This window comes from Rhodanobacter sp. FW106-PBR-R2A-1-15 (assembly GCF_058789735.1).
On record NZ_JBYTEM010000004.1, the window covers coordinates 155,068 to 180,141 of the forward strand.

Consider the following 25,074-nt stretch of genomic DNA (forward strand, 5'->3'; position numbering starts at 1 on the left):
ACTTCGTGCGCGATGCTCTTGCTTCGTTCAGAGCGAGAAGCATCAGAGGCAAGAGCTTTCGTGCGCCTCTGGCGCCCGAGTTACTTTCTCTTTGCGTGGCCAAAGAGAAAGTAACCAAAGAGAAAGGCCACCCCGCTTGCGCGCTTTCCGGGCATCGGGCAACTGCTCCTGCGTTGCCTCCACTCGGGCATCCATGCCCTCGCCATGCCCGGAAAGTTCGCGGACGGGCTACGGGGTTTTTCGACAGCACATCGGGCAACCGCTCCCTGCGTTGCCTCCACTCCGGCATCCATGCCGTCGCCTGTGCTGGCGAAAAACTGGCCGGCATCCTTGCCGGCCACCCTGCGGGCTTTCCTTCGCCCGTCCGCCGCTGCAGAGGGGCCCCGGGTAGGGCAGCGCGCTCCCAGCGCGCACTCTTCAGAGGAGCCAGATCAAGAGCGGGAGCAAAGCCACGGCGAAGCGCCGCTTTGCCGTGGCTTTGGCTTTTCAGCTCTATCACCGAGTGCGGGCCAGGATGGCCCGCTGCTCTACCCGGGGTCCCTTGCGCGGCGGTGAGACGGGGTCGACAGGCCGCGCAGCGGGCGTTGCCAGGGATGGCAACGCCTTTTCGCACGGGCAGGATGCCCGTTCGAAAAAACCGGCCCCGGCTCACGAACTTGCCGGGCATGGCGAGGGCATGGATGCCCGAGTGGAGGCAACGCAGGAGCAGTTGCCCGATGCCCGGCAAGCGCCAAGCGGGGTGGCCTTTCTCTTGGGTTACTTTCTCTTTACTCCGGGCATCCTGCCCTACGCCCTTTGGGCCAGCTTCGCTGTTCGCGCACGCGTCGTGCGTGCGCGTGGCTACGCAAAGAGAAAGTGACTCGGTCGCCGCAGGCGATCGACCGCTCTTTGCTCTGAATGCAAAAAGAGCATCGCGCACAGGGTGCGCTCCTACAGGCACGGGAGGGCGAAGGCGCTTCGCTTTGATGGAGCAGCGCGGCGCGAGCGCGGCGTTGCAGCTGGAGACGTGCACGCCGTCGAGGCAGCGCCCATGCTGAGCGCCAGCGTCATCGCCATCGCCGCGCTGTGCTGGCTCGGCCTGCTGTTTGGCGTGGCGCTGCTCGGCGAGCGCCGCCCCCACATTTTCGAGAAGCGCTGGGCGATCGTGTACGCGCTGTCGCTGGCGATCCACTGCACCTCGTGGACGTTCTACGGCACCGTGACCCAGGCCAGCCGCTCGGGCTGGTGGCTGCCGCCGACCTTCGTCGGGGCGATCCTGATGTACCTGTTCGCGCTGGGTTTCCTGCGCCGGATGGTGCAACTGGTGCGCGAGTACAACGCCGGTTCGCTGGCCGACCTGATCGCGGTGCGGCTGGGGCGGCACCCGGGACTGGCGGCGCTGGTCACGGTGGTGGTGGTGATCGGCATCGTGCCGTACATCGCGCTGCAGCTGAAGGCGGTGGCGATGAGCTACGGCATCCTCAGTCACGGCCAGCTGGCCGAATCCAGCCCGTGGCAGGACAGCGCGCTGTACGTGGCATTGCTGATGGCGCTGTTCGCGATGCTGTTCGGCACCCGGCGCGCCTCGACCATGGCGCACAACCGCGGGCTGGTGCTGGCGATGGCGTTCGAATCGCTGTTCAAGCTGGGCGCGATGCTGGCGCTGGGCACGCTGTTGTTCGCCGCGTTGCCGGCGGATCTGCCGGCGAACGTACCGGCGCCGCCGGACAGCAGCGGCTTCCCGGCGCTGATCCTGCTCGGCGCACTGGCGATGTTCACCATGCCACACCAGTTCTACGCCGGCATCGTGGAATGCCGCGAGGACGGCCAGCTGCGCACCGCGCGCTGGCTGTTTCCGCTGTACCTGCTGCTGATCTCGCTGCCGATCCTGCCGCTGGCGCGGCTGGGTGACGCGTGGCTGGGCGCGAGCGGCGTGTCGTCGGACATGTACGTGCTGGCGCTGCCGCTGGCGCGCGGCGAACACGGGTTGGCGCTGGTCGCTTTCCTCGGTGGCCTGAGCGCCGCCACCAGCATGGTGGTGATCGCCACGCTCACGCTGAGCCTGATGGTGGTGAACCACTTCGTCGCGCCGCTGCGGGTGCGCGCCGGCTGGGGTCGCGACGAACACGGCGACCTGCGCGGCGAGTTGCTGAACTACCGACGCGTGGCAATCCTGGTGGTGATCCTGCTGGCCTGGGCCTACAGCCGGCTGCTGGCGGGCAACGAGGCGCTGGCCGACATCGGCGCGATTTCGTTCTCCGCGCTGGCCGGCTTGACCCCGGCGCTGCTGGCAGCGGTGTACCGGCCGCAACTGGGCTCGCGCGCGGTCATGGCCGGGCTGGCCGCCGGCACCCTGGTGTGGATGTATGCGGTGCTGCCGGCATTGCTGTCGTCCATGCCCGCATGGCTGCACGACGGCCCGTTCGGCCTGCACTGGCTGGCGCCGGACGGCCTGCTCGGGCTGGGCAACTGGAACCGGCTCGGTCGGGCCGTGGTGGTGAGCCTGCTGCTCAACGTCGCGGTGATGCTGGCGATGGCCGGTTCGCGCTACGGCAGGGTGGCGCGCACGGTCAGCGTGGGCGATGTCGGTCTGGTCGAACTGCGTGCGCTGGCGGCGCGCTTCCTGCCGCCGGAACGGGTCGAATACCTGTTCGCCAGCGCGCCCGCGGAGGGGCCGGCCGGCAGCGCGCGGGTCGCCGAGGTCGAGCACGAGCTGGCTGCGGTGATCGGCGCCGCCTCCGCGCGCCTGTTGCTGGAGGTGGTGCACCGGCAGGGCCGCGACGACCTCGATACGGTGGTCGCCATCGTCGGCGAGGCGGCGCAGGACCTGCGCTTCAACCAGCGCGTGCTGGAGGCGGCGCTGGAGAACATGAGCCAGGGCATCTGCGTGGTCGATGCCGAGCTGCGCCTGGTGGCCTGGAATACGCCGTACGCGCGACTGTTCGACTATCCGCCGGAGATGTTGCAGGTGGGCCGGCCGGTGGCCGAGCTGACCCGCCACAACATCGATATCGGCATGCTCGGTCCGGGCGAGGTGGAGCAGCGCGTGCAGCGCCGGCTGGCGCACATGCGCGAGGGCACCCGGCATCTGTCCGAGCGCCGCTTTCCCGACGGCACCATCGTCGAGATCCGCGGCAACCCGATGCCCGGCGGCGGCTTCGTGGCCACCTTCACCGACGTCACCGCGTTCCGCCAGGCCGAGATGGCGCTGAAGCGCATCAACGAGACGCTGGAACTGCGCGTGGAAGCGCGCACCCGCGAACTGGCCGCGGCCTCGGCCGAGGCGCAGGCGGCGAACGAGGCCAAGAGCCGCTTCCTCGCCGCGGTGACGCACGACCTGATGCAGCCGCTGCACGCGGCGCAGCTGTTCGCCCATGCACTGACCGAGCGCGGCGGCGACGCGGCCAACGCGCGGCATCTCAACGGCGCGCTGGCCGCCACCGAAGGCCTGCTCACCGGGCTGCTCGATGTCGCCCGGCTCGAAGGCGGGCGACTGCATCCGCAGCCGCGTGCGTTCGCGCTGGCCGAGGTGCTGGATCCGCTGGCCGCCGAATTCCGTGCCATCGCGATCGACCGCGGCGTGCGGCTGGACGTGGTCGGCACGCGCGCCTGGGTGCGCTCCGATCCGCAACTGCTGCGCCGGGTACTGCAGAATTTCCTGTCCAACGCGCTGCGCTATGGCGAACGCGGCCGCGTGCTGCTCGGCACGCGCCGGCGCGGTGGGCAGCTGCGCATCGAGGTGTGGGACACCGGCCCCGGCATCGCGCCGGAGGAGCAGCGGCTGATCTTCCAGGAGTTCCGCCGCGGCAGCGCCGCGGGCGGGCAGGGCCTGGGCCTGGGACTGTCGATCGCCCAGCGGATGGCCGACCTGCTTGGCCATCCGCTCGGGCTGCGTTCCTGGCCCTGCCGCGGCAGCGTGTTCCATGTCGACGCGCCGGTGGCGCAGGCCGTGGCGCGATCCGCGCCGCCCGCGCATGCGCAGCAGCCGCTGCCTGCCGGTCGCGCCTTGCTGCTCGACAACGAACCGGCGGCGCTGGCCGCGCTTGGCAGTCTGCTCGCCGGCTGGGGCTGGCACGTCCACGTCGCCCGCAACGCCGAGCAGGCGCTGGCCGCACCGTGGCGGCCCGACCTGCACATCCTCGATTTCCATCTCGACGGCGGGCAGACCGGGCTGGACGTGTGGCATCTGCTGCGCGCCCGCTACGCCGACGTGCCCACCGTGATGCTCACCGCCGACCGCGACGGCGAATTGCGCCAGCGCCTGCTCGAAGCCGGAGTGGGGGTGCTGTACAAGCCGCTGAAACCGCTGGCGTTGCGGCAGGTGCTGCAGCGGGTGATCGCGGGCGCGGAGCGGGCCTGACCGGCATGGCGGCGACCATGGGTACTTCCGGTCGCCCGTGTCGATCCCTCATCATTCCGGCAGGGCGATCCAAGCGGCGGCGCCCATTTTCCGGTGGAATTTCCGATGTGGCAGACATGCCTGACGACGTGGGCTGATACTCCCCGAGACCCATGCGGTGCCGTGGGCGCCGCAGCAGCGAGTCCTGCACCATGAGCCAGCCGATGCCGCAGGACATACCCGGCGCTGGCGGCGCCGCTTCACGGCGCGTCGGCCGCGACGTCTTCGTCATCCTGCTCGCGCTGTACGTCCTGATCCTTTACCCGATCCTGCGCGCCAACCGCTATTACATGGACGACCTCAAGCGCGCGCTGATCGGCCATACCGGCTGGGATTCCAATGGCAGGCCGCTGACGACCCTGCTGATGAAACTGCTGCAGTGCTACGACTCGGCACTGGTCGACCTCTCCCCGCTGACCCAGATCGGCGCCGTCGTAGTGCTCGCGTGGGCTGGCGCGATGATCGCGCGCCGCTACGCCATCCGTTCGCCGTGGGTGGCCGCCCTGGTGGCGTTTCCGCTGGGTGCACAGCCGTTCTACCTGGAGAATCTTTCCTACAAGTTCGATGCCCTGAGCATGAGCATGGCGATGCTGCTCGCCCTGCTGCCGCTCATCGCGCTGAGGGATAACCGCAACGGATGGTGGTGGGGCGTGCTGGCGATTTTCGCCAGCCTCTGCTTCTACCAGGCTGCCATCAATGCCTATCTGATCTTCGTGCTGCTGGAGGTGGTGCTTGCCCAGTTGCATGGGGAGGAATTGCGGCGCTGGACCAGGCAGCTCCTGGCACGGGTAGGGCAGGTCGGCCTCGCCATGCTGGTCTATCAGGTGCTCGTCGGTATCCACATCCACGGCTGGGTGAAGCAGAAGGCGGAGCGGATCCACGGCTTGCACGACCTGCCGCTGATCAAGGACAACATCGTCGATTTCTACGGGTTCATCGGCAGCAGCTTCAACCGCCACTGGTGGATGTATTTCGCCCCGGTCCTGGTGTTGCTGGCGCTGTTTCCCGTGGCGATCGGTCTGCGTTATGCGCGGCGGGTTCGCCACGCGCATCCGGCCTGGGTTGGCGCGATGCTGTTCGTGACCGCCTTCGCGCTGCCGCTGGCGGCGCTGCTCTGCGTGGCGGGGCCCATGCTGGTGCTGCTCAAGCCGGAGATCGAGCCGCGCGTGCTGGTGGGCGTGGGCGCCCTGCTGGCGGCGGCACTGATCGTCATGCAGGCGGCCCTGCGGCAATGGCATCGCTCGGTGCGGTGGGTGGTGGCCGTCGCCGGCATGCTCGCCCTTGGCATGTGCGCCATCGCCAGCGTCTACGGCAATGCCATGGGCGAGCAGAAAAACTACGAGGAGCGGATTGCCGCGCGACTGGCCGACGACCTTGCCGAGCTGGGGGCCGCCGGGCCGCTGCGCGGCTACCTGCTCGACGGCACGGTGGGGTACGCGCCCCCCGTGGCGCACGTCGTGGAGCAGTTCCCGCTGGTCCGCGCGCTGGTGCCGATCTATCTTTCCGTGGACGACATGTTCGCCAGCCACAATTTCCTCAACTACTACGTCCCCGAGCTGGGGGACATGCGCTACCGGACCGACCCGGTGGCGACGCAGCGGATGACCGCTATCCTGGCGGAGGCCTGCACGGCACCGGTGGCTCGGCGCACCCGCGCCTACACCCTGCGCCTGGTGGACGATACCGTGGTGGTGACGTTCGGCTCCGTGCTTGCGCAGTGTTGCGCCGACGGCACGGGCGCCGACGCGAGCCTGCCCCGGATGTAGCGGGCGGCGGATGCGTGGCGCGATGCACGGCGATCGGCACCGTGCCGCGCTCAGGCTTCCCGCGTTGGGGTTTCCAGGTCCAGCGAGCGCAGCGCCATCCCGGCCTGCGTCCGGTTGCGCACCTTCAGTTTCTCGAAGATGGCTGTGACGTGCGCCTTGACCGTGCGCTCCTGGATACCCAGGCGGTCGGCGATCTGCTTGTTGAGCAGGCCTTCGGCGAGCAGTGCCAGCACGCGCGACTGTTGCTCGGTGAGGCGGGCGAGGCGGCGGGCGAGATCGGTGTCGGCGGGGTCGGCCGGCAGCGCGGCGACGGCGTCGGCGAGGCCGGGCGGCAGCCAGCTGCCGCAGTCGAGCACGCTGCGGATCGCCACGCCGATCTCGGCCGGGCTGGCGCTCTTGGGAATGAAGCCGGCGGCGCCATGGTCGAGTACGCGGCGCACGATGCGCGGGTCGTCGTGGGCGGACACCACCAGCACGGCCACGCCGGGATGCTGCCCGCGCAACGCGGCGAGCCCGGACAGGCCCCGGCTGCCGGGCATGTGCAGGTCGAGCAGGACCAGGTCGGTATCCGGTTCGGCGGCCAGCGCGGCGAGTACCCCGGGCAGGTCGGCCGCTTCGCGCACGCTGCAGTCGTCGAGGTTCTCGCCAGCCGCCAGACGCAGCGCGGCGCGGAACAACGGGTGGTCGTCGGCAATCAGCAGGCTGGTCATGGGGCGAAGTTAGCGGGCGGCGCGCGCCGCGTCGAGTTCGCTGCATGGACTTTCGTACGATGGCCACCGCTGCCGTGCTTGCTATGGTGGCCGCATGCAGACCCTCGCCCGTCGTTCGCCCCTGCTGTTCTTGTTCACGCTGGCATCGGTCATGCTGTCGGCTTGCGCCAGCCACGGGACGAGGAAGGTATCCACCATGCATGAAGTCGATTACGGCCAGGTGCGGGTGACCGAGCACCGCGGCCACGACGACCTGTTGAGCGCGGGCCTGGGCCTGGCCGGGCTGGCCGGGCTGGCCGGGCCGCTGTCGCCATTCACCAACCCGCTGGATCCCGGCGCGGAAGAGCTGCGCCGGCGCGCGATCCAGACCAGCTGGAAGGGCATCGCCGATCTTGGCCCGCTGGGCGGCTACGGCCGCGTGTATGGCGGCGTGCCGGACGTGCCGGGGCGCGAATACCAGGCGTTCGCGCGCATCCCCGGCGCCCGTTCGCCGCATCGCGTGCTGCTGCAGGTGCCGGACCGCTTCGATCGGCAGAAACGCTGCCTGGTGGTGACCGCCTCGTCCGGTTCGCGCGGCATCTATGGCGCGATCGCGCTGGCTGGCGCCTGGGGCCTGCCGCACGGCTGCGCGGTGGCGTACACCGACAAGGGCACCGGGGCGGGTTACTTCGATTACGCCGACGACAGCGGCGTGGCGCTGGACGGCCGTCGCGCGAAACGCGGCGAGGCGGAACTGGAATTCCAGCCGCCGCCGGCGTCGCCCGCTGCGGGTGTCGCGATCAAGCATGCGCATTCGGGAGACAACCCCGAGGGGGACTGGGGCCGCCACGTGATCCAGGCGGCGCAGTTCGGGCTGGCCATGCTCGACCGCGCGTTTCCCGGCGAAGCGCCGTTCACGCCGCAGAACACGAAGATCATCGCCGTCGGCATCTCCAACGGCGGCGGCGCCGTGCTGCAGGCGGCGGGACTGGACCAGGAACACTTCTTCGCCGGCGTGGTGGCGCTGGAGCCGAACGTGCACGTGAAGGACCGCGGCCGCGCGCTGTACGACTACGCCACCGAGGCGGCGATCTGGTTGCCGTGCGCGTTGAGCGCGGAGCTTTTTGCCCCGGTGCCGCTGGCGCGCGGACCGCGCGGCGTGCCGTTGCCGGCCTGGCCGATCCGCTGCGCCAGCCTGCGCGTGCAGGGCAAGCTCGGCGGCAACACCGTGGCCGTGCAGACGGAACAGGCGCGGCAATACCTGCACGCGCGCGGCTGGACCGACGAGGCGATGCAGACGGCGGCCAGCACGACCGCCTTCGACCTGTGGCGGGTGATCGCCGCGGGCTACGCCTCCGCCTACCTGCGTCGCGGCGCCACGGACATGCCGTGCGGCTTTCATTACGCGGCGATCGGTGCGGGCGGGCTGCCCGGCGTGGCCGATCCGGTGACGCGGGCCAGCTGGTGGGCGGATGGCTCGGGCATTCCGCCGGGCAATGGCATCGGCCTGTTCGGCGGCATGAACGTCTCGGCCGACCCCACCCTCATCGGCAGCGAATGCCTGCGCGCGCTGTGGACCGGCGATGATCCCGAAACGCAGATGCTGCACGCCGCGGTCGCGACCACCGCGGCGCGGCTGCCGCGCAAGGATCTGCCGCTGTGGGTGCTGCACGGCGCCGGCGACGGCCTGCTGCCCACCGCGTTCAGCTCCGAACCGTACGTGGCGTGGCTGCGCGACGAAGGGCGCCGGCCGATCTACTGGAAGGTGCCGCACGCGCAACACTTCGACGCGTTCCTGGCGCTGCCCGGTTTCGGCGAGCACTACGTGCCGCTGCTGCCGTATGGCTACGCCGCGCTGGATCGGCTGTGGGCCTATCTGTACGAAGGCGCGACGTGGCCGCTCGACGCGCCAGTGCCGGCCGCCCGGCCGCGTGGAGCCGGCCCGTTGGAGCGGGCCGCGCTGGGTCTATAGATATTGCTGGGTTATCCTTGACCGTCCACGTGCCGGCGCGCCGGCACGCAGCCGCCTTCAGACCCAAGGATTTGCGATGACCATCAACGTCACCTTCACCACCAACCGTGGCCCGATCCACCTGCGCCTGCACGAAGACAAGGCGCCGGTCACCGTTGCCAGCTTCGTCAACCTGGCCCGGCGCGGTTACTACGACGGCCTGTCGTTTCATCGTGTGATCGCCGACTTCATGATCCAGGGCGGTTGCCCCGAGGGCAGCGGTCGTGGCGGTCCGGGCTACAAGTTCGAGGATGAGTTCAACCCGTCGCTGCGCCACGACAAGCCGGGCGTGCTGTCGATGGCGAATGCCGGCCCGCGGACCAATGGCAGCCAGTTCTTCATCACCCACGGTCCGACGCCGTGGCTGGACGGCAAGCACAGCGTGTTCGGCGAGGTGGTCGGCGCGGCCGACATGGACGTGGTCAACGCGATCCGCCAAGGCGACACGATCGAAAAGGTTACTGTGGACGGCGACGTCGATGCGCTACTGGCGGCACAGGCCGACCGCGTGGCGGAGTGGAATGCGGTGCTCGACCGGCGCGGTTGAGTTTTGCGATCAGGGTCACCGGAAACCGCCGGCCGTCAGCCGGCGGTTTTTTTTGCGGCTTTTCCCCGACAAGGTCTTCACGAAATGTTGTCGTGGCGAATTTCGTGACGGTTTATGATCGGCTGGCCTCGCGCTCGATTCATCACCATCCAGGGAGAACGACCATGTCAATTCTCAACGATCTGCTCGGTGGCCAGGAGCAGGGACAACAGCCGGGTACCGGTTCACTGATCGCCGTCGCGGGGCAGCTGATCGAGAAGGCCGGCGGCGTACAGGGCCTGGTCGGCATGCTGCAGCAGCACGGGCTGGGCGGCGCGGTGCAGTCGTGGGTTGGCACGGGTGCGAACCAGCCGGTGTCGGGCGACCAGTTGGGCCAGGCGCTGCAGAACGGTGGTTTGGGTTCGCTGGTGCAGGAGGCGGCAGGCAAGCTGGGTATGGAGCCGAATGCCCTGTTGGGCGGGTTGTCGAAAGTACTGCCGCATGCGGTCGATCATCTGACGCCGGATGGCCAGGTGCCGGGGCAGGCGCAGGGCAGCGGTTTCAACCTCGGTATGCTCGAAGGGCTGGCCGGCAAGCTGCTTGGCTGAAGATCGTCCCGATGGAGCAGCACTCCACCGGGACGGCGGTCAGGTCGACTTGCGCCTGACCAGGTGGTACAGCAGCAGCAACACGATCGCGCCGATCACCGAGGCGATGAAACCGGCGGATTGCCCTTGCTGGTACCAGCCGAACAGGTTCTGGCCGGCCCAGGTCGCCAGCAGCGAACCGGCGATGCCGATGATGGCAGTAATGATGAAGCCACCCGGGTCCTTGCCCGGCGTCAGCAACTTGGCCACCAGGCCGACGACCAGTCCAATCACGAATACCCAAAGCCAGTGCATGCGGATCTCCTTCGCTGGTGAGGTCTTACGGCACCCGCTCCGCGGGCGCGCCCATCATGCCCGGATCGTGTCGCCGCGGCGTGTAGAGCCCTGCAGCCAGCGCCCGCTTCGGGCGGCGTGATAAAATGTGCACCTTTGCTTCCTTCCCTGCGTGAGAACTCCATGCCCCAGCTCGCCCAGCGTGTCGGCCGTGCCAAACCCAGCGCGATCATGGTCATCGCCGAGAAGGCGAAGCAGCTCAAGGCTGCCGGCCGCGACATCATCAGCTTCTCCATCGGCGTGCCGAATTTCCTGCCGGGCGAGCACGTGTATGCCGCCGCACGCGAGTCGCTGTCGCACGATTCCGGCCAGTACGGCAGCAACCGCGGCGCCGACGCATTGCTGGATGCGTTCCTGAAGCACATCGAGGCGCTGGGTTTCACTGGCTATACGCGGGTGAACCTGTCGATCGGCATCGGCGCCAAGCAGGTGCTGTACAACCTGGCCGAGGCGCTGCTGGACGAGGGCGACGAGATCGCCTTCGCCGCGCCGTACTGGACCACCTACCGCGACATCGCCGACATCGTGGGCGCGAAGACCAACGTGATGTATTGCGGGCCGGAGCAGAACTACAAGCTGACCCCGGCCCAGCTCGACGCCGCGCTGGCGCGCAAGCCGAAGGTGTTCCTGTTCAACAACCCGTCCAACCCGACCGGCATGGTCTACACGCGCGAGGAGATCGCCGCGCTGGCCGAGGTGCTGGCGAAGTACCCGGACACCTGGGTGATCACCGACGACATCTACAATGCGATGGTGTTCGACGGGCTGGGCTACCACAACTTCGTGCACACGAAGCCGGAGCTGCGCGAGCGGGTGATCTTCGTCGACTCGGTGTCCAAGACCTACGGCATGCCGGGCTGGCGCGTGGGCCTGCTGGCCGGGCCGGAGTCGGTGGCCAAGGCGATCACCACGCTCAATTCCAACCACATCACCAGCCTGCCGGAAGTGGTCACCGCCGCCGCCGTCGCGGCCCTGTCGGGCCCGCAGGACATCCCACAGGCCAAGTGCAAGGATTTCGCCGACCGGCGCGACTCCGTGTTCGCTGCGCTTACCGCCATCCCCGGCGTGGTCTGCCCGCGGCCGCAGGGCGCGTTCTACGCGTTCCCGGACATCTCGGTGGCGTTCGGCAAGAGCCACGGCGGCACGAAGATCGGCAACGACGTGGAGTTCTGCGCTGCGCTGCTGGAAGCCACGGGCGTCGCCTGCGTGCCGGGCTCCGCCTTCGGCGAGCCGCGCGCGATGCGCATTTCCTACACCTGCCCGGCCGCACAGTTGCAGCCCGGCCTGCACCGCATCCAGCAGTTCTTCGCCGAACTCGCTTGAAGCCCGGGTTCTTCAACCGAATCCCGAATCCCGTATCCCGTATCCCGTATCCCGTATCCCGTATCCCGTATCCCGTATCCCCAATCCCGGAGAATCACGATGAAAGCCCCCGTTCGAGTTGCCGTTACCGGCGCAGCCGGCCAGATCGGCTACGCCCTGCTGTTCCGCATCGCCGCCGGCGACATGCTGGGTTCCGACCAGCCGGTGATCCTGCATCTACTGGAAATTACCCCGGCGCTGCCCGCGCTGCAGGGCGTGGTGATGGAGCTGAACGACTGTGCCTTCCCGACCCTGGCCGGCGTGGTCGCCACCGACGATGCCAACGTCGCGTTCAAGGACGTCGATTACGCGTTGCTGGTCGGCGCCCGTCCGCGCGGCCCGGGCATGGAGCGCAAGGACCTGCTGGAGGCGAACGGTGCGATCTTCGGCCCGCAGGGCAAGGCGCTGAACGCGCACGCCAAGCGTGACGTGCGGGTGCTGGTGGTTGGCAACCCGGCCAACACCAATGCGCTGATCGCCCAGCAGAACGCACCGGACCTGGATCCGAAGTGCTTCACCGCGATGGTCCGACTCGACCACAACCGCGCCAAGAGCCAGCTCGCCGAGAAGACCGGCAAGCACAACACCGACGTGAGGAAGATGACGATCTGGGGCAACCACAGCTCTACCCAGTATCCTGACCTGCATCACGCCACCGTCAACGGCAAGCCGGCGCTGTCGCTGGTCGACCAGGCCTGGTACGAGAGCGACTTCATTCCCACCGTGCAGCAGCGCGGCGCGGCGATCATCAAGGCGCGCGGCGCTTCCTCCGCCGCCTCGGCCGCGTCGGCCGCGATCGACCACATGCGCACCTGGGCGCTGGGCACGGAAGAGGGCGACTGGGTCTCGATGGGCATTCCGTCGGACGGCTCCTACGGCATCGCCCCTGGCGTGATCTACGGCTACCCGGTGACGGTGAAGAACGGCAAGTACGCCATCGTGCAAGGCCTGGAGATCAGCGCGTTCTCGCGTGCCCGCATGGACGCCACCGACAAGGAACTGCGCGAAGAGCGCGCCGGCGTCGAGCATCTGTTCGCGAAAAAGTAAGCGCCCCAGTTCATCGCAGGCGAACGAGGGCGGCCATGGCCGCCCTCGTGTTTTCTGCCTGGGCTGCTCCGGCCACCGGCGACTACGACCATCGTCGCGATGATGCAGCCGCCGGCGTGTTCTAGGCTTGCGGCAACCAAGCTCCGGAGTCCGCCCATGCGTTACGAGAATTTCTATCGGCAGTCGATCGACGAGCCGGAGCAGTTCTGGGCCGAGCAGGCGCGGCTGATCCACTGGGATACGCCGCCGCGGCAAATCCTCGACCAGTCGAATCCGCCGTTCCGCCGCTGGTTCGTCGGCGGCACCACCAACCTCTGCTACAACGCGATCGACCGGCACCTGGCCGAACGCGCGGAGCAACTGGCGCTGGTGGCGATTTCCAGCGAGACCGGCATCACCCGCGAGTTCACCTACCGCCAGCTGCATCGCGAGGTGAACGTGTTCGCTGCGGTGCTGCAGTCGCTGGACGTGGGCAAGGGCGACCGCGTGGTGATCTACCTGCCGAACATCGCCGAGGCGGTGTTCGCCATGCTGGCCTGCGCGCGCATCGGTGCGATCCATTCGGTGGTGTTCGGCGGCTTCGCCGCACACAACCTGGCGCTGCGTATCGACGACGCGCAGCCGAAGCTGCTGGTCTGCGCCGACGCCGGCATGCGCGCGGGCAACGTGATCCCGTACAAGCCGCTGGTCGACGCGGCGCTGAACGAGTCCTCCGCACCGCCGCCGCACGTGCTGATCATCGACCGCAAGCTGGACCCGCAGATGACCCGGGTGGCCGGGCGCGACCTCGACTATGCCGAGCTGCGTGCGCACCATGAGGGCACCGAAGTGCCGGTGGCGTGGCTGGAATCGAACGAACCCAGCTACCTCCTGTACACCTCCGGCACCACCGGCAAACCGAAGGGCGTGCAGCGCGACGTGGGCGGCTACGCGGTGGCGATGGCGCTGTCGATCCGCACCGTGTTCGACATCGCGCCGGGGCAGGTGATATTCGCCACCTCGGACGTGGGTTGGGCGGTGGGGCATTCCTACAACGTCTATGGTCCGCTGATCGGCGGCGCCACCTCGCTGCTGTACGAGGGCCTGCCCACGCGACCGGATGCAGGCATCTGGTGGCAGCTGTGCGAGCGCTACAACGTGCGCACCCTGTTCTCCTCGCCTACCGCGATCCGCGTGCTGAAGAAGCAGGACGAGAGCTGGCTGAAGAAGTACGACCTGTCGAAGCTGAAGTGGCTGTTCCTCGCCGGCGAGCCGCTGGACGAGCCGACCGCGCAGTGGATCACCGACGCGCTCGGCGTGCCGGTGATCGACAACTACTGGCAGACCGAGACCGGCTGGCCGGCGATCACCCTGATGCCGGGGCTGGAACTGAAGACGGTGAAATTCGGCTCGCCCGGCCTGCCGGCGCCGGGCTACCGGATGAAGGTGATCGACGAGAACAGCGGCAAGGAAGTCGCCGCCGGCACCAAAGGCGTGCTGGTGTTCCAGCTGCCGCTGCCGCCGGGCTGCCTGACCACCGTGTGGCGCGACGACGACCGCTACGTGCACAGCTACTTCAGCCACTTCCGCGAGCTGTTGTACAGCTCGCTGGACTGGGCGGTTCGCGACGAGGACGGCTACACGTTCGTGCTCGGCCGCACCGACGACGTGATCAATGTGGCCGGGCACCGCCTGGGCACGCGCGAGATCGAGGAGTCGGTGGCCAGCCACCCGGCGGTGGCCGAAGCGGCGGTGGTCGGCGTGAAGGACGAGCTGAAAGGGCAGGTGCCGATCGTGTTCGCCACCCTGAAGCAGGATACCGGTAACGGCGCTGGCGCGGTGGCGAAGGCAATGCAGCAGCGCGTGGTCGACCAGCTCGGCGGCGTGGCGAAGCCGTCACGTGTCTACGTGGTGAGCGCGCTGCCGAAGACCCGCTCCGGCAAGCTGCTGCGCCGCTCGCTGCAGGCGCTGGCGGAGCAGCGTGACCCGGGCGATTTGTCTACGCTGGACGACCCGAGTGCGCTCGACGACATTCGCCGTGCATTGGAACGTGGCCCCGACCAGGGTTGATGACGTAGGGCGGGCGCTGCCCGCCGGTTTGCTTTGCGCCGTGATTGGCAGTGGATCAGGAGCGGCGGGCGGTGCCCGCCCTACAAAGCGCCCTCTCCCTCCGGGAGAGGGCTTCAAGCAAATCAGGCTGCGACCGTCTTGGCCACCGGCGCCGGGCTGCGAATCAGGTGGTCGAATGCGCTCAGCGCGGCGGTGGAACCGGCGCCCATCGCGATCACGATCTGCTTGTACGGCACGGTGGTGGCGTCGCCGGCGGCGAACACGCCGGGCAGCGAGGTCCGGCCGCGCGCGTCGATCACGATCTCGCCGCGCGGGCTGAGTTCCAGCGTGCCCTTCAGCCACTCGGTGTTCGGCAGCAGGCCGATCTGCACGAAGATGCCTTCCAGTGCGAGGCTGTGCATCATGCCGTCGGTACGGTCCTTGTAGACCAGGCCGGTGACCCTCTGCCCGTCGCCGAGCACTTCGGTGCTCTGCGCGCTGACCACGATGTCGACATTGGACAGACTGCGCAGCTTGCGCTGCAGCACTTCGTCCGCACGCAGCCTGCCGTCGAACTCGACCAGGGTGACGTGGGCCACCAGGCCGGCCAGATCGATCGCCGCCTCCACGCCGGAGTTGCCGCCGCCGATCACCGCCACGCGCTTGCCCTTGAACAGCGGGCCGTCGCAGTGCGGGCAGTAGGCCACGCCCTTGTTGCGGTACTCCTCTTCGCCAGGCACGCCCATCTGCCGCCAGCGCGCGCCGGTGGAAAGGATCACGGTCTTCGACCTCAGCGTGGCGCCGTTGGCCAGCCGGATCTCGACCAGGCCACCGGTGGCGTCGCTGGCCGGAACCAGCTTTTCGGCACGCTGCAGGTTCATCACGTCCACGTCGTAGTCGCGCACGTGCTGCTCCAGCGCCGCGCCCAGTTTTGGGCCTTCGGTGTACGGCACGGAGATGAAGTTCTCGATCGCCATGGTGTCCAGTACCTGGCCGCCGAAACGCTCGGCCGCCACGCCGGTGCGGATGCCCTTGCGCGTGGCATAGATTGCCGCCGCGGCGCCGGCGGGCCCGCCGCCGACGACGAGCACGTCGAACGCGCCCTTGGCCTTGATCTTCTCGGCCTCGCGGACGCTGGCGCCGGTGTCGAGCTTGGCCAGGATCTGCTCCAGGCTCATGCGGCCCTGGTCGAACAGTTCGCCGTTGAGATAGACGGTGGGAACGGACATCACTTGGCGCGCCTCGACCTCGCCCTGGTACAGCGCGCCGTCGATGGCTACGTGCTGGATGCGCGGGTTGAGCACGCTCATCAGGTTCAGCGCCTGCACCACGTCGGGGCAGTTCTGGCAGGACAGCGAGAAATAGGTCTCGAACTTGTAATCGCCATCGAGATTGCGTACCTGCTCGATCACCTCCGCTGCGGCCTTGGACGGATGGCCGCCGACCTGCAGCAGGGCGAGCACGAGCGAGGTGAATTCATGGCCCAGCGGAATGCCGGCGAAGCGCACGCCGATGTCGCTGCCGACGCGGTTGATCGCGAATGAGGGCTTGCGTGCATCGTCGTCGCGACGCACCAGGCTGATGCGGTCGGACAGCGAGGCGATCTGCTCAAGCAGCTCGTTCAGTTCGGCGGACTTGGCGCTGTCGTCAAGGGACGCAACGATCTCGATCGGCTGTGTGACCTTTTCCAGATAGGCCTTCAACTGGGTAGAGAGATTGGCATCCAACATGGCAACTCCGTGGGTTTCTTCAGGGTGAGTACGGCCAGCACCCGGGCGGGCCGGGCGTTGCTTAGCAGTCGTGTTCCGGTGGGGCGGGCCCGGACGGACTCCGGGCCCGCGGCGCATGGCGCGGTGACGCTTAGATCTTGCCGACCAGGTCCAGCGACGGCGCCAGGGTCTTCTCGCCTTCCTTCCACTTGGCCGGGCACACTTCGCCCGGGTGGCTGGCGACGTACTGCGCGGCCTTGACCTTGCGCAGCAGTTCCTTGGCGTCGCGACCGATGCCGCCGGCGGTGATCTCGACGATCTGGATCTTGCCTGCCGGGTCGATCACGAAGGCGCCGCGATCGGCGATGCCGTCGGCTTCGATCAGCACGTCGAAATTGAGCGAGAGCTGGTGGGTCGGGTCGCCGACCATGGTGTACTGGATCTTCTTTACCGCGTCGGAGGTGTCGTGCCAGGCCTTGTGCGCGAAGTGGGTGTCGGTGGATACCGAGTAGATCTCCACGCCCAGCTTCTGGAACTCGGCATAGTTGTCGGCCAGGTCCTCGAGTTCGGTCGGGCAGACGAAGGTGAAGTCGGCGGGGTAGAAGAACACGACCGACCACTTGCCCTTCAGGTTGGCGTCGGTGACTTCGATGAACTTGCCAGCCTTGAGGGCCTGGGCCTTGAACGGTTTCACTTCGGTGTTGATCAGGGACATCGTTGCTTGCTTCCCATGGTGGTTGGAGGATGAGGGGATGTTACGGCCCGTGATTGGATAAATCTAATTGATTATCGGCATTGGTTCGATTGGCTATAACTATCGAGTGAACCATACGCATCTGAGGCCGGACGGGGCGACCTCAAGCCCCGCCCGTCCAGTCATGTTGTGCGCGAATGGGGTTACGGCGCCGCAGCGAGGCGGTCGCGCAGTTGGTAATCGACCACGGTGGCGGTGACGATGTCGCTGCCCACGTTCACCGTGGTGCGCATCATGTCGAGGATGCGGTCGACGCCGATGATGATGCCGATGCCCTCAGGCGGAATGCCGAACGTCGCCAGCAGGCCGGCGATCATTGGCAGCGAGCCGCCGGGGATGCCGGCCACGGCCACCGCGCTGAGCACCGACAGCAGCATCAGGATGGCCTGGTGGCTCAGGGTGAGCTCCACGCCGAATGCCTGCGCCACGAACAGCACCACGCATCCCTCGAACAATGCGGTGCCGCTCATGTTCATGGTTGCGCCCAGCGGCAGCACGAAGCCGGCCGTGCTGGGCGCAAGCTTCAACTCGTCATGCGCCACCGCCAGCGAGGCGGGCAGGCAGGCGTTGCTGGAGCTGGTCGAGAACGCGGTGATCAGCAGCGGCCGGATCTGCCGGAAATAGGCCAGCGGCGAGCGCCGTGCCAGGAAGCGCAACCACAACGACATCGTGCCGAACAGGTGCAACGCCAGCGCCACGGTGCAGCCGACCACGAACACCGACAGCGCCAGCAGCACGTCCACGCCGACCTTGACGATCACGCTGTAGATCATCGCCGGCACCGCGTACGGCGCCAGCTCCAGCGCGAAGCCGACGATCTTCGTCATCAGGTCGGTGAGGGTGTCCAGCGCCATCTGCACCCGCTTGCGCTCTATCTCGCGCAACTGGGTGGCGGCGGCGCCGACCAGGATCGCGAACACGATCAGCGGCAGCACGTCGCCCAGCGCGTCGCGGCTGGGGCCTGCCACTGCGCCGAGCAGGTTGCGCGGCATGAACATCTCCACCAGCGTGCCGAAACTCACGCCAGGTTGCGCCGCCTTCTTGTTGATCGTCTGCTGCGCGCTGCTGCCGTATTCCTGCATCAGCTGGCTGCGCGCCTCCTCGCTCAGGCGATGGCCCGGCTGCACCGTGTTCATCATCACCAGGCCGATCGCCACGGCGATGCCCATGTTGAGGAAGAACAGCAGGAAGGTCCGGCCGGCCAGCGGACCGAGCCGGTCCAGCCGACCGAGCTGGGCCACGCCGGAGGCCAGCGAGGTGAACACCAGCGGGATCACCACGAAGAACAGCATGCGCAGGAAGATCTGCCCGAACGGGTCGAACACCGCGCTGGAAATCTTCTGCATCAGCGCCAGCGAGGCAGGGTGCCACTGGCCGATGCCCAGCGTGACCACGGCGGCAACCACGCCGATCACCAGGCCCCAGAGGATGCGTTTTGCGAGAGGAATCGATGTACTCATCCGGTTGAATGTATGGGGCCACGGCGGATTCGTCACGCAGGAATTTGCGCTGCGCCACGGCCCCGGTCACGCCGATGCCGTGGCGGCCCGGCAGGCATGGCGGAAAGTCCAATCCCGACTGCGGACGGGCATGGGCTAAAATGGCTGCTTTGACGGAGGCCATATGACGCAGCCAGCATCCCCGGGCGCACGTTTTCGCGCCGCACTCACCGCCGAACAGCCCCTGCAGGTCATGGGCGCGATCACCGCCTATGCCGGCCGGATGGCCAAACGGGTCGGCTACCAGGCGCTATACCTTTCCGGCGGCGGTGTGGCCGCCAATTCGCTGGGCATTCCGGACCTCGGCATCTCGACGATGGAGGACGTGCTCACCGACGCCCGCCGCATCGTGGACGCCACCCAGCTGCCGTTGCTGGTCGACATCGACACCGGCTGGGGCGGGGCGTTCAACATCGCGCGCACCATCCGCTCCTTCATCAACGTCGGCGTGGCCGCGGTGCACATCGAGGACCAGGTCGGCCAGAAGCGCTGCGGCCATCGTCCCGGCAAGGAAGTCGTGCCGAAGGAGGAGATGGTCGACCGCGTGAAGGCGGCGGTGGATGCGCGTACCGACCCGGGCTTCGTGATCATGGCGCGCACCGATGCGGCTGCCGTCGAGGGCATCGACTCGGCGATCGAACGCGCGGTGGCCTACGTCGAAGCCGGCGCCGACATGATCTTCCCCGAGGCGATGAGGACGCTGGACGACTACCGCAAGTTCAAGGCGGCGGTGAAGGTGCCGATCCTGGCCAACCTCACCGAGTTCGGCTCCACCCCGTTCTTCACCACTGATGAACTCAAAAGCGCGAACGTGGACATCGCGCTGTACTGCTGCGGCGCCTACCGCGCGATGAACAAGGCCGCGCTCAATTTCTACGAGACCGTGCGCCGCGAAGGTACGCAGAAGAACATCATCGACACCTTGCAGACGCGCGAGGAGTTGTACGACTTCCTCGGTTACCACGCCTACGAAGACAAACTCGACGCGCTGTTTTCGAAGCAGGGCTGACCGTCACCCCGGTAGGAGCCCGCTCGCGGGCGATGCTTTTGGAGCCGGGATTCGGCATTAGGGATTCGGGATTCGCAAAAGCCAAGGTATCGCCCGCGAGCGGGCTCCTACAGACAGATACGCACGACAAGAAAGCACCAACCTGCACCCTGGAGATTTCCGATGAGCGAGCAAGTCCTACCCAAGGCCAAGAAGTCGGTCGCCCTGTCCGGCGTGGCCGCAGGCAACACCGCGCTGTGCACGGTCGGTCGCAGCGGCAACGACCTGCACTACCGTGGCTACGACATCCACGACCTGGCTGCCAAGGGCTGCTTCGAGGAAGTGGCCTACCTGCTGGTGCACGGCGTACTGCCGAACTGGACCGAGCTGAACAACTACCGTGCGCGGCTGAAACGCCTGCGCGGCCTGCCGGCGCCGGTCAAGGCCGCGATGGAACTGCTGCCGGCGGCCACCCACCCGATGGACGTGCTGCGCACCGGCTGCTCGGTGCTCGGCACCGTGCTGCCGGAGAAGGACGACCACAACGTCACCGGCGCGCGCGACATCGCCGACCGCCTGATGGCCAGCTTCGGCTCGATGCTGCTGTACTGGTACCACTTCAGCCACAACGGCAAGCGCATCGAGACCGAGACCGACGACGACTCGATCGCAGCGCACTTCCTGCACCTGCTGCACGGCCGCAAGCCGAGCGAGCTGCATGCGCAGTCGCTGGACAAGTCGCTGGTGCTGTACGCCGAGCATGAGTTCAACGCCTCGACCTTCGCCGCCCGCGTCATCGCCGGCACCGGTTCGGACATCTACTCGGCGATCACCGGCGCGATCGGTGCGCTGCGCGGCCCGAAGCACGGCGGCGCGAACGAGGTAGCAATGGAGATCATCGCGCGCTACCGCAGTGCGAACGATGCGGAAGCCGATATCCGTGCCCGCGTCGAGCGCAAGGAAATCATCATCGGCTTCGGCCACCCGGTCTACACGGTGTCCGACCCGCGCAACGAGATCATCAAGGAAGTCTCGCGCAAGCTGTGCACCGACGGCGGCAACCCGACCCTGTTCGACGTTTCCGAGCGGATCGAGAGGGTGATGGGCGAGGTCAAGAAGATGTTCCCGAACCTCGACTGGTACTCGGCCAGCGCGTACCACATGATGGGCGTGCCCACCGCGATGTTCACGCCGCTGTTCGTGATCTCGCGCACTTCCGGCTGGAGCGCGCATGTGATCGAACAGCGTGAGGACGGCAAGATCATCCGCCCCAGCGCGAACTACACCGGTCCGGAAGACCAGGCCTACGTGCCGATCGACAAGCGCTAGGCAGACATTTTTCCGATATGGAAAGGGGAGCCGCGAGGCTCCCTTTTCTGTATCGGCGAAGTGAAAACCGGTTGGGCCGAAACCATGTCCGGGGCTTTCGACGAGCTTGGCCAGGCTCGCCGTGTGGTGGTCTGGATGCTCTCAGTCAGCGGACAGCTTCAGGCGCTGCCGTCGCCGCTGCGCCAGCCAGCCGCCGCCGCAGATGGCGATCACCGCCAGCGCATCCAGGGTGTACTTCGCCCAGACGTGCGCGTCGAACCAGCCGCTGAGCAGATCGTCGTGGGCAATCATGCGTCCGGCCGTGATCGCGATCGCGGCAGCGCCGATGTACATGATGACGGGGAAGCGATCGATCAGTTTCAGGATCAGGGTCGAGCCCCAGACCACCAGCGGTACGCTGATCAGCAGGCCCAGGATGACCAGCAGCAGATGTCCCTTCGAGGCGCCGGCGATCGCCAGCACGTTGTCCAGGCCCATCAGGGCGTCGGCGGCGATGATCGTGCGCAGCGCGCTCCAGAACGTGTTGCCGGCCTTGATGTCGGGTCCGTGCTCGTCGCCGTGGTTCAGCAGCTTCCAGGCGATCGGCAGCAGCAGTACGCCGCCGGCCAGCATCAGCCCGGGCAGCTTGAGTAGATAGACCACGATGGCGGTGAGCGCAAAACGGACTGCGACGGCACCGAAGGTGCCCCAGAACACCGCTTTCTTCTGCAGTTCGCGGGGCAGGCGGCTCGCGGCCATGGCGATGACGATGGCGTTGTCACCGGCCAGTACGAGGTCGAGCAAAACGATGGCCAGCAGGCCGGAGAAGAAGTCGGGAGCAGTGAAATGCATGGATGGTTCCGTGCGCGTCGGACGATGCAGCGGACACGGGCACGCGCGGCCCGTGGCCACCGCAAAAGTCTCGTTCGCAGGACGACTGCCGGGTGACCGGAGCGAGGATTCGCTCGTGTTGACGATCACTTCACCGCTACAGATGGGCCTGTCGCGGGAACTACTCCCTTTTGGGCGAGCGGGAATTGTCGGGGCGCGGCATGGTCGCGGTCAAGCGACGCACGGGGCGCCCTTCCTCCCGCAGTCGGCTAAAATAGCGCTTTCCCCTGCCGCGAGATTCCAGCATGAGTGCGCACGACATCCGTTCCGCCGTCCGCCCCGATCCCGACCAGCCGATGGTCGACATCGCCAACTACGTGGCCGATTACCGGATCGACTCGAAGGAGGCCTATGACACCGCGCGCTACATGCTGCTCGACTCGCTGGCCACCGCGATGATGGCGATGAAGTTTCCCGAGTGCGTGAAGCACCTGGGCCCGCTGGTGCCAGGCGCCACCTTGCCGGGCGGCGCCCGCGTGCCGGGCACCAGCCACGAGCTGGATCCGGTGCAGGCTGCATTCGCGATCGGCACGCAGATCCGCTGGCTCGACTTCAACGACACCTGGCTGGCGGCCGAGTGGGGGCATCCGTCGGACAACCTGGGCAGCATCCTGGCGGTGGGCGATTACCTGGGCCGCAAGGCGGAGCGCGAGGGCGGCCAGCCGCTGACCGTGCGCGACGCGCTGGGCTACGCGATCAAGGCGCACGAGATCCAGGGCTGCTACGCGCTGCTGAACAGCTTCAACCGGGTCGGCCAGGACCACGTGATCCTGGTGCGCTTGGCCTCCACCGCGGTGGCCACCGCGATGCTCGGCGGCGACAAGGAGCAGATCACCACTGCCGTGTCGCACAGCTGGATCGACAACGGCGCATTGCGCACCTATCGCCATGCGCCGAACACCGGCCCGCGCAAGAGCTGGGCCGCCGGTGACGCCTGCCGCCGCGCGGTGACCCACGCGATCAATGCGGTCCACCGCGGCGTGGTCGGTTATCCGTCGGCGCTGTCGGCGAAGACCTGGGGTTTCTACGACGTGGCGTTCAAGGGCAAGCCGTTCGAGTTCGAGCGCCCGTTCGGCAGCTACGTGATGGAGAACGTGCTGTTCAAGATCAGCTACCCGGCCGAGTTCCATGCGCAGACCGCGGTGGAATGCGCGATGAAGCTGCATGGCGAAGTGGCGGGCCGGCTCGACCAGGTCGAAAAGATCGTCATCGAGACGCAGGAAGCCGGCTGCCGCATCATCGACAAGACCGGCCCGCTGGCGAACTACGCCGATCGCGACCACTGCATCCAGTACATGGTGGCGGTGCCGCTGATCTTCGGCCGGCTGGTGGCCAGTGACTACAACGACGACGTGGCCGCCGATCCCCGCATCGACGCGCTGCGCGACAGGATGACGGTGGTCGAGAATCCGCAATTCACGCGCGACTACTTCGACCCGGCCAAGCGCTACATCGGCAATTCGGTGCAGGTGTTCTTCAAGGACGGCAGCAGCACGGAAAAGGTCTCGATCGATTATCCGATCGGCCACCGCAAACGCCGCGCCGAAGGTATTCCGGTGCTGCTGCAGAAGTTCGAGGCGGCCATGCGCGGCCATTTGCCGGCGCATCAGGTCAAGGCGATCATGGCTGCCGTAGAAGACCCCGCACGGCTGGATGCGATGTCATTGCATCACTTCCTGGGACTCTTCACATTGTAAAGACGGTGTGAGTGGAAGATTAAGAACGGGACGATGCGAACTTTCCTGAACGAAGTTTCACCGGCCAATTGGGAGTCGGCGGTCGAAGTATTTCCTGCTTAACGATTTTGCTACAATCCCCGCCGCTTGCCGCCTAACCGCCAAGCAGGGGCAGTGAAAAGCTCTGAGTGACGTAGTTCAGTTCTGACGTGCGACTTCCGGTTAGGGTTGAACGGACGCGAAATCTAATAAATGAGGAGACACCTGATGAAACGTAAGGGCTTGTATTTTCTGATCGCGCTGGCCCTGGGCGGCGTAGGTGCCGTTCATGCGCAGGACACGACTGCTCCCACCGCCACCGAATCGACCACCTCGTCGTATGATGGGCGCTGGTATATCGCGCCCACCGTGGGCGGTTATTACAACGACACCGATCGCCATACCAACAGCCGCCAGTTCTATTACGGCTTGGGCGTGGGTCGGTTCATTTCGCCGAATGCGTCGATTGATCTTTTCGTGGACCGCACCAAGCGCGATCGCGATTCCCAGGTCGGCGGTGGCAGTTGGTCCAATAATACGGTTGGCGCCGCGGCGCGTTTCTATGCGGGCGACTGGAACGCCTGGCGCCCGTACCTGCTGGCCGGCGTGATGGGCAGCAACCACCATTCGCGCGGTGACAGCGGCTGGTCGCCGGCGGCCGAACTGGGCGGTGGCCTGTCCAAGACGCTCACCGACAGCTCCGACATGCGCATCGAAGCCGGCTACCGTTACGACTGGGACGACAAGAGCCAGCAGACAAAAAGCGGTTACGGCGACTGGTTCCTGGGTTTCAGCATCGTGTCGCGCCTCGGCGCTCCGGCGGCCGCTCCGGCTCCGGTTGCAGCAACCCCGCCGCCGGCTGATTGCTCGACAATGGACAGCGACCATGACGGCGTCAACGACTGTGACGACAAGTGCCCGGGTACGGCTGCCGGCACCATCGTCGGTCCGGATGGCTGCCCGCAGAAGGTCGTGATCGACCTGCGCGGCGTGAACTTCAAGTACGATCGCCCGAAGAAGGGTGAGACCGACATCTCGAAGTCGCTGGCCGAGCCGAGCGCCGACTCGATCGCCGTGCTGAACCAGGCCATCGACACCCTGCAGCGCTACCCGCAGGTGAAGGTGACGGTTGCCGGCTACACCGACTCGAAGGGCACCGACGCCTACAACCAGTCCCTGTCCGAGCGTCGCGCCTCGATCGTCTACAACTACCTGACCAGCCACGGCATCAGTGCCAGCCGTCTGGAAGGGCCGATCGGCCATGGCAAGAGCAACCCGATCGGCGACAACGCCACCGACTCCGGTCGCGCGCAGAACCGTCGCACGGAGCTGCAGGTTCAGCAGTAATCGAACCGCGACAACGCAGTAATGAAAAACCCGGCTTCGGCCTAATGCCAGTCAGTTAAGGTATTGACGCGACGGGAACGACCCAAGAGGCTCATGGTTTTCCATGAGCCTCTTG

18 protein-coding genes are annotated in these 25,074 nt (G+C 67.1%); 12 read left to right on the forward strand and 6 right to left on the reverse strand.

The features are described from left to right. Positions 1-1,030 precede the first annotated feature (1,030 nt). Both AC3WTD_RS04040 and AC3WTD_RS04045 read left to right on the forward strand, forming a co-directional pair. On the forward strand, positions 1,031-4,339 hold the full coding sequence (locus AC3WTD_RS04040; RefSeq protein ID WP_492612971.1) for a sensor histidine kinase: 3,309 nt from the start codon (positions 1,031-1,033) through the stop codon (positions 4,337-4,339). 191 nt (positions 4,340-4,530) lie between these two features. Continuing rightward, positions 4,531-6,144 carry a glucosyltransferase domain-containing protein gene (locus AC3WTD_RS04045; RefSeq protein ID WP_492612972.1) on the forward strand — a complete coding sequence of 538 codons (1,614 nt, stop codon included), beginning with the start codon at positions 4,531-4,533 and terminating at the stop codon, positions 6,142-6,144. A gap of 50 nt (positions 6,145-6,194) precedes the next feature. On the opposite strand, the gene AC3WTD_RS04050 is transcribed toward AC3WTD_RS04045, so the two are convergent. Further along, positions 6,195-6,854 (reverse strand): response regulator transcription factor, encoded by a 660-nt coding sequence (locus tag AC3WTD_RS04050; protein ID WP_027492697.1) that lies wholly within the window; start codon positions 6,852-6,854, stop codon positions 6,195-6,197. A 151-nt stretch (positions 6,855-7,005) separates the two neighbouring features. On the opposite strand from AC3WTD_RS04050, the gene AC3WTD_RS04055 reads away from it, so the two are divergent. The 3 genes from AC3WTD_RS04055 to AC3WTD_RS04065 all read left to right on the forward strand — a co-directional run bounded on the left by AC3WTD_RS04055 (position 7,006) and on the right by AC3WTD_RS04065 (position 9,978). Further along, a complete protein-coding gene (locus tag AC3WTD_RS04055) occupies positions 7,006-8,805 on the forward strand; it encodes a 3-hydroxybutyrate oligomer hydrolase family protein (RefSeq protein ID WP_492612982.1) in 1,800 nt (599 codons plus the stop codon). A 76-nt stretch (positions 8,806-8,881) separates the two neighbouring features. Beyond that, a complete protein-coding gene (locus AC3WTD_RS04060) occupies positions 8,882-9,391 on the forward strand; it encodes a peptidylprolyl isomerase (RefSeq protein ID WP_027492695.1) in 510 nt (169 codons plus the stop codon). A 164-nt stretch (positions 9,392-9,555) separates the two neighbouring features. Continuing rightward, positions 9,556-9,978 carry a YidB family protein gene (locus AC3WTD_RS04065; protein WP_027492694.1) on the forward strand — a complete coding sequence of 141 codons (423 nt, stop codon included), beginning with the start codon at positions 9,556-9,558 and terminating at the stop codon, positions 9,976-9,978. A gap of 39 nt (positions 9,979-10,017) precedes the next feature. Here AC3WTD_RS04065 and AC3WTD_RS04070 read toward each other — a convergent pair whose 3' ends face one another. Then, on the reverse strand, positions 10,018-10,272 hold the full coding sequence (locus AC3WTD_RS04070; RefSeq protein ID WP_027492693.1) for a GlsB/YeaQ/YmgE family stress response membrane protein: 255 nt from the start codon (positions 10,270-10,272) through the stop codon (positions 10,018-10,020). A 162-nt stretch (positions 10,273-10,434) separates the two neighbouring features. Here AC3WTD_RS04070 and AC3WTD_RS04075 point away from each other — a divergent pair, with 162 nt between their 5' ends. The 3 genes from AC3WTD_RS04075 (at position 10,435) to prpE (ending at position 14,769) form a co-directional block, all read left to right on the forward strand. After that, positions 10,435-11,634, forward strand: coding sequence for an aminotransferase class I/II-fold pyridoxal phosphate-dependent enzyme (locus tag AC3WTD_RS04075; RefSeq protein ID WP_027492692.1), 1,200 nt, complete (start codon positions 10,435-10,437; stop codon positions 11,632-11,634). Between the two features lie 99 nt (positions 11,635-11,733). Next, positions 11,734-12,720 (forward strand): malate dehydrogenase, encoded by a 987-nt coding sequence (locus tag AC3WTD_RS04080; protein ID WP_492612973.1) that lies wholly within the window; start codon positions 11,734-11,736, stop codon positions 12,718-12,720. A 156-nt stretch (positions 12,721-12,876) separates the two neighbouring features. Then, positions 12,877-14,769 carry a propionate--CoA ligase gene (gene prpE, locus AC3WTD_RS04085; RefSeq protein WP_492612974.1) on the forward strand — a complete coding sequence of 631 codons (1,893 nt, stop codon included), beginning with the start codon at positions 12,877-12,879 and terminating at the stop codon, positions 14,767-14,769. 122 nt (positions 14,770-14,891) lie between these two features. On the opposite strand, the gene ahpF is transcribed toward prpE, so the two are convergent. The 3 genes from ahpF to AC3WTD_RS04100 all read right to left on the reverse strand — a co-directional run bounded on the left by ahpF (position 14,892) and on the right by AC3WTD_RS04100 (position 18,671). Further along, the gene (gene ahpF / locus AC3WTD_RS04090; protein ID WP_492612975.1) at positions 14,892-16,478 is read right to left on the reverse strand and encodes an alkyl hydroperoxide reductase subunit F; all 1,587 of its coding nucleotides are present in this window, start codon (positions 16,476-16,478) and stop codon (positions 14,892-14,894) included. A 130-nt stretch (positions 16,479-16,608) separates the two neighbouring features. Beyond that, complete coding sequence (gene ahpC / locus AC3WTD_RS04095) at positions 16,609-17,172, reverse strand: alkyl hydroperoxide reductase subunit C (protein WP_492612976.1); 564 nt, start codon at positions 17,170-17,172, stop codon at positions 16,609-16,611. Positions 17,173-17,354: 182 nt separating this feature from the next. Beyond that, the gene (locus AC3WTD_RS04100) at positions 17,355-18,671 is read right to left on the reverse strand and encodes a dicarboxylate/amino acid:cation symporter (protein ID WP_027492688.1); all 1,317 of its coding nucleotides are present in this window, start codon (positions 18,669-18,671) and stop codon (positions 17,355-17,357) included. Between the two features lie 163 nt (positions 18,672-18,834). Here AC3WTD_RS04100 and prpB point away from each other — a divergent pair, with 163 nt between their 5' ends. Beyond that, positions 18,835-19,719 (forward strand): methylisocitrate lyase, encoded by an 885-nt coding sequence (gene prpB, locus AC3WTD_RS04105; protein ID WP_492612977.1) that lies wholly within the window; start codon positions 18,835-18,837, stop codon positions 19,717-19,719. A 162-nt stretch (positions 19,720-19,881) separates the two neighbouring features. After that, positions 19,882-21,027: a bifunctional 2-methylcitrate synthase/citrate synthase gene (gene prpC / locus AC3WTD_RS04110; protein ID WP_492612978.1), complete on the forward strand. Its 1,146-nt coding sequence runs from the start codon at positions 19,882-19,884 to the stop codon at positions 21,025-21,027. A gap of 141 nt (positions 21,028-21,168) precedes the next feature. Here prpC and AC3WTD_RS04115 read toward each other — a convergent pair whose 3' ends face one another. Then, the gene (locus AC3WTD_RS04115; RefSeq protein ID WP_492612979.1) at positions 21,169-21,858 is read right to left on the reverse strand and encodes a TerC family protein; all 690 of its coding nucleotides are present in this window, start codon (positions 21,856-21,858) and stop codon (positions 21,169-21,171) included. A 284-nt stretch (positions 21,859-22,142) separates the two neighbouring features. On the opposite strand from AC3WTD_RS04115, the gene AC3WTD_RS04120 reads away from it, so the two are divergent. Continuing rightward, positions 22,143-23,594: a bifunctional 2-methylcitrate dehydratase/aconitate hydratase gene (locus AC3WTD_RS04120; RefSeq protein WP_027492685.1), complete on the forward strand. Its 1,452-nt coding sequence runs from the start codon at positions 22,143-22,145 to the stop codon at positions 23,592-23,594. Positions 23,595-23,840: 246 nt separating this feature from the next. After that, positions 23,841-24,959: an OmpA family protein gene (locus AC3WTD_RS04125; protein WP_027492684.1), complete on the forward strand. Its 1,119-nt coding sequence runs from the start codon at positions 23,841-23,843 to the stop codon at positions 24,957-24,959. The last annotated feature ends 115 nt before the right edge of the window (positions 24,960-25,074 follow it).

Bases quoted from the DNA above. Each gene is read 5' to 3' on its own strand.
- ahpC (WP_492612976.1), bottom strand. From the start codon at position 17,172: ATGTCCCTGATCAACACCGAAGTGAAACCGTTCAAGGCCCAGGCCCTC.
- AC3WTD_RS04120 (WP_027492685.1), top strand. From the start codon at position 22,143: ATGAGTGCGCACGACATCCGTTCCGCCGTCCGCCCCGATCCCGACCAG.
- AC3WTD_RS04075 (WP_027492692.1), top strand. From the start codon at position 10,435: ATGCCCCAGCTCGCCCAGCGTGTCGGCCGTGCCAAACCCAGCGCGATC.
- AC3WTD_RS04050 (WP_027492697.1), bottom strand. From the start codon at position 6,854: ATGACCAGCCTGCTGATTGCCGACGACCACCCGTTGTTCCGCGCCGCG.
- prpB (WP_492612977.1), top strand. From the start codon at position 18,835: ATGACGCAGCCAGCATCCCCGGGCGCACGTTTTCGCGCCGCACTCACC.
- AC3WTD_RS04115 (WP_492612979.1), bottom strand. From the start codon at position 21,858: ATGCATTTCACTGCTCCCGACTTCTTCTCCGGCCTGCTGGCCATCGTT.
- AC3WTD_RS04125 (WP_027492684.1), top strand. From the start codon at position 23,841: ATGAAACGTAAGGGCTTGTATTTTCTGATCGCGCTGGCCCTGGGCGGC.
- AC3WTD_RS04065 (WP_027492694.1), top strand. From the start codon at position 9,556: ATGTCAATTCTCAACGATCTGCTCGGTGGCCAGGAGCAGGGACAACAG.
- AC3WTD_RS04070 (WP_027492693.1), bottom strand. From the start codon at position 10,272: ATGCACTGGCTTTGGGTATTCGTGATTGGACTGGTCGTCGGCCTGGTG.
- AC3WTD_RS04040 (WP_492612971.1), top strand. From the start codon at position 1,031: ATGCTGAGCGCCAGCGTCATCGCCATCGCCGCGCTGTGCTGGCTCGGC.
- AC3WTD_RS04060 (WP_027492695.1), top strand. From the start codon at position 8,882: ATGACCATCAACGTCACCTTCACCACCAACCGTGGCCCGATCCACCTG.
- prpE (WP_492612974.1), top strand. From the start codon at position 12,877: ATGCGTTACGAGAATTTCTATCGGCAGTCGATCGACGAGCCGGAGCAG.
- AC3WTD_RS04100 (WP_027492688.1), bottom strand. From the start codon at position 18,671: ATGAGTACATCGATTCCTCTCGCAAAACGCATCCTCTGGGGCCTGGTG.
- ahpF (WP_492612975.1), bottom strand. From the start codon at position 16,478: ATGTTGGATGCCAATCTCTCTACCCAGTTGAAGGCCTATCTGGAAAAG.
- AC3WTD_RS04045 (WP_492612972.1), top strand. From the start codon at position 4,531: ATGAGCCAGCCGATGCCGCAGGACATACCCGGCGCTGGCGGCGCCGCT.
- prpC (WP_492612978.1), top strand. From the start codon at position 19,882: ATGAGCGAGCAAGTCCTACCCAAGGCCAAGAAGTCGGTCGCCCTGTCC.
- AC3WTD_RS04055 (WP_492612982.1), top strand. From the start codon at position 7,006: ATGCTGTCGGCTTGCGCCAGCCACGGGACGAGGAAGGTATCCACCATG.
- AC3WTD_RS04080 (WP_492612973.1), top strand. From the start codon at position 11,734: ATGAAAGCCCCCGTTCGAGTTGCCGTTACCGGCGCAGCCGGCCAGATC.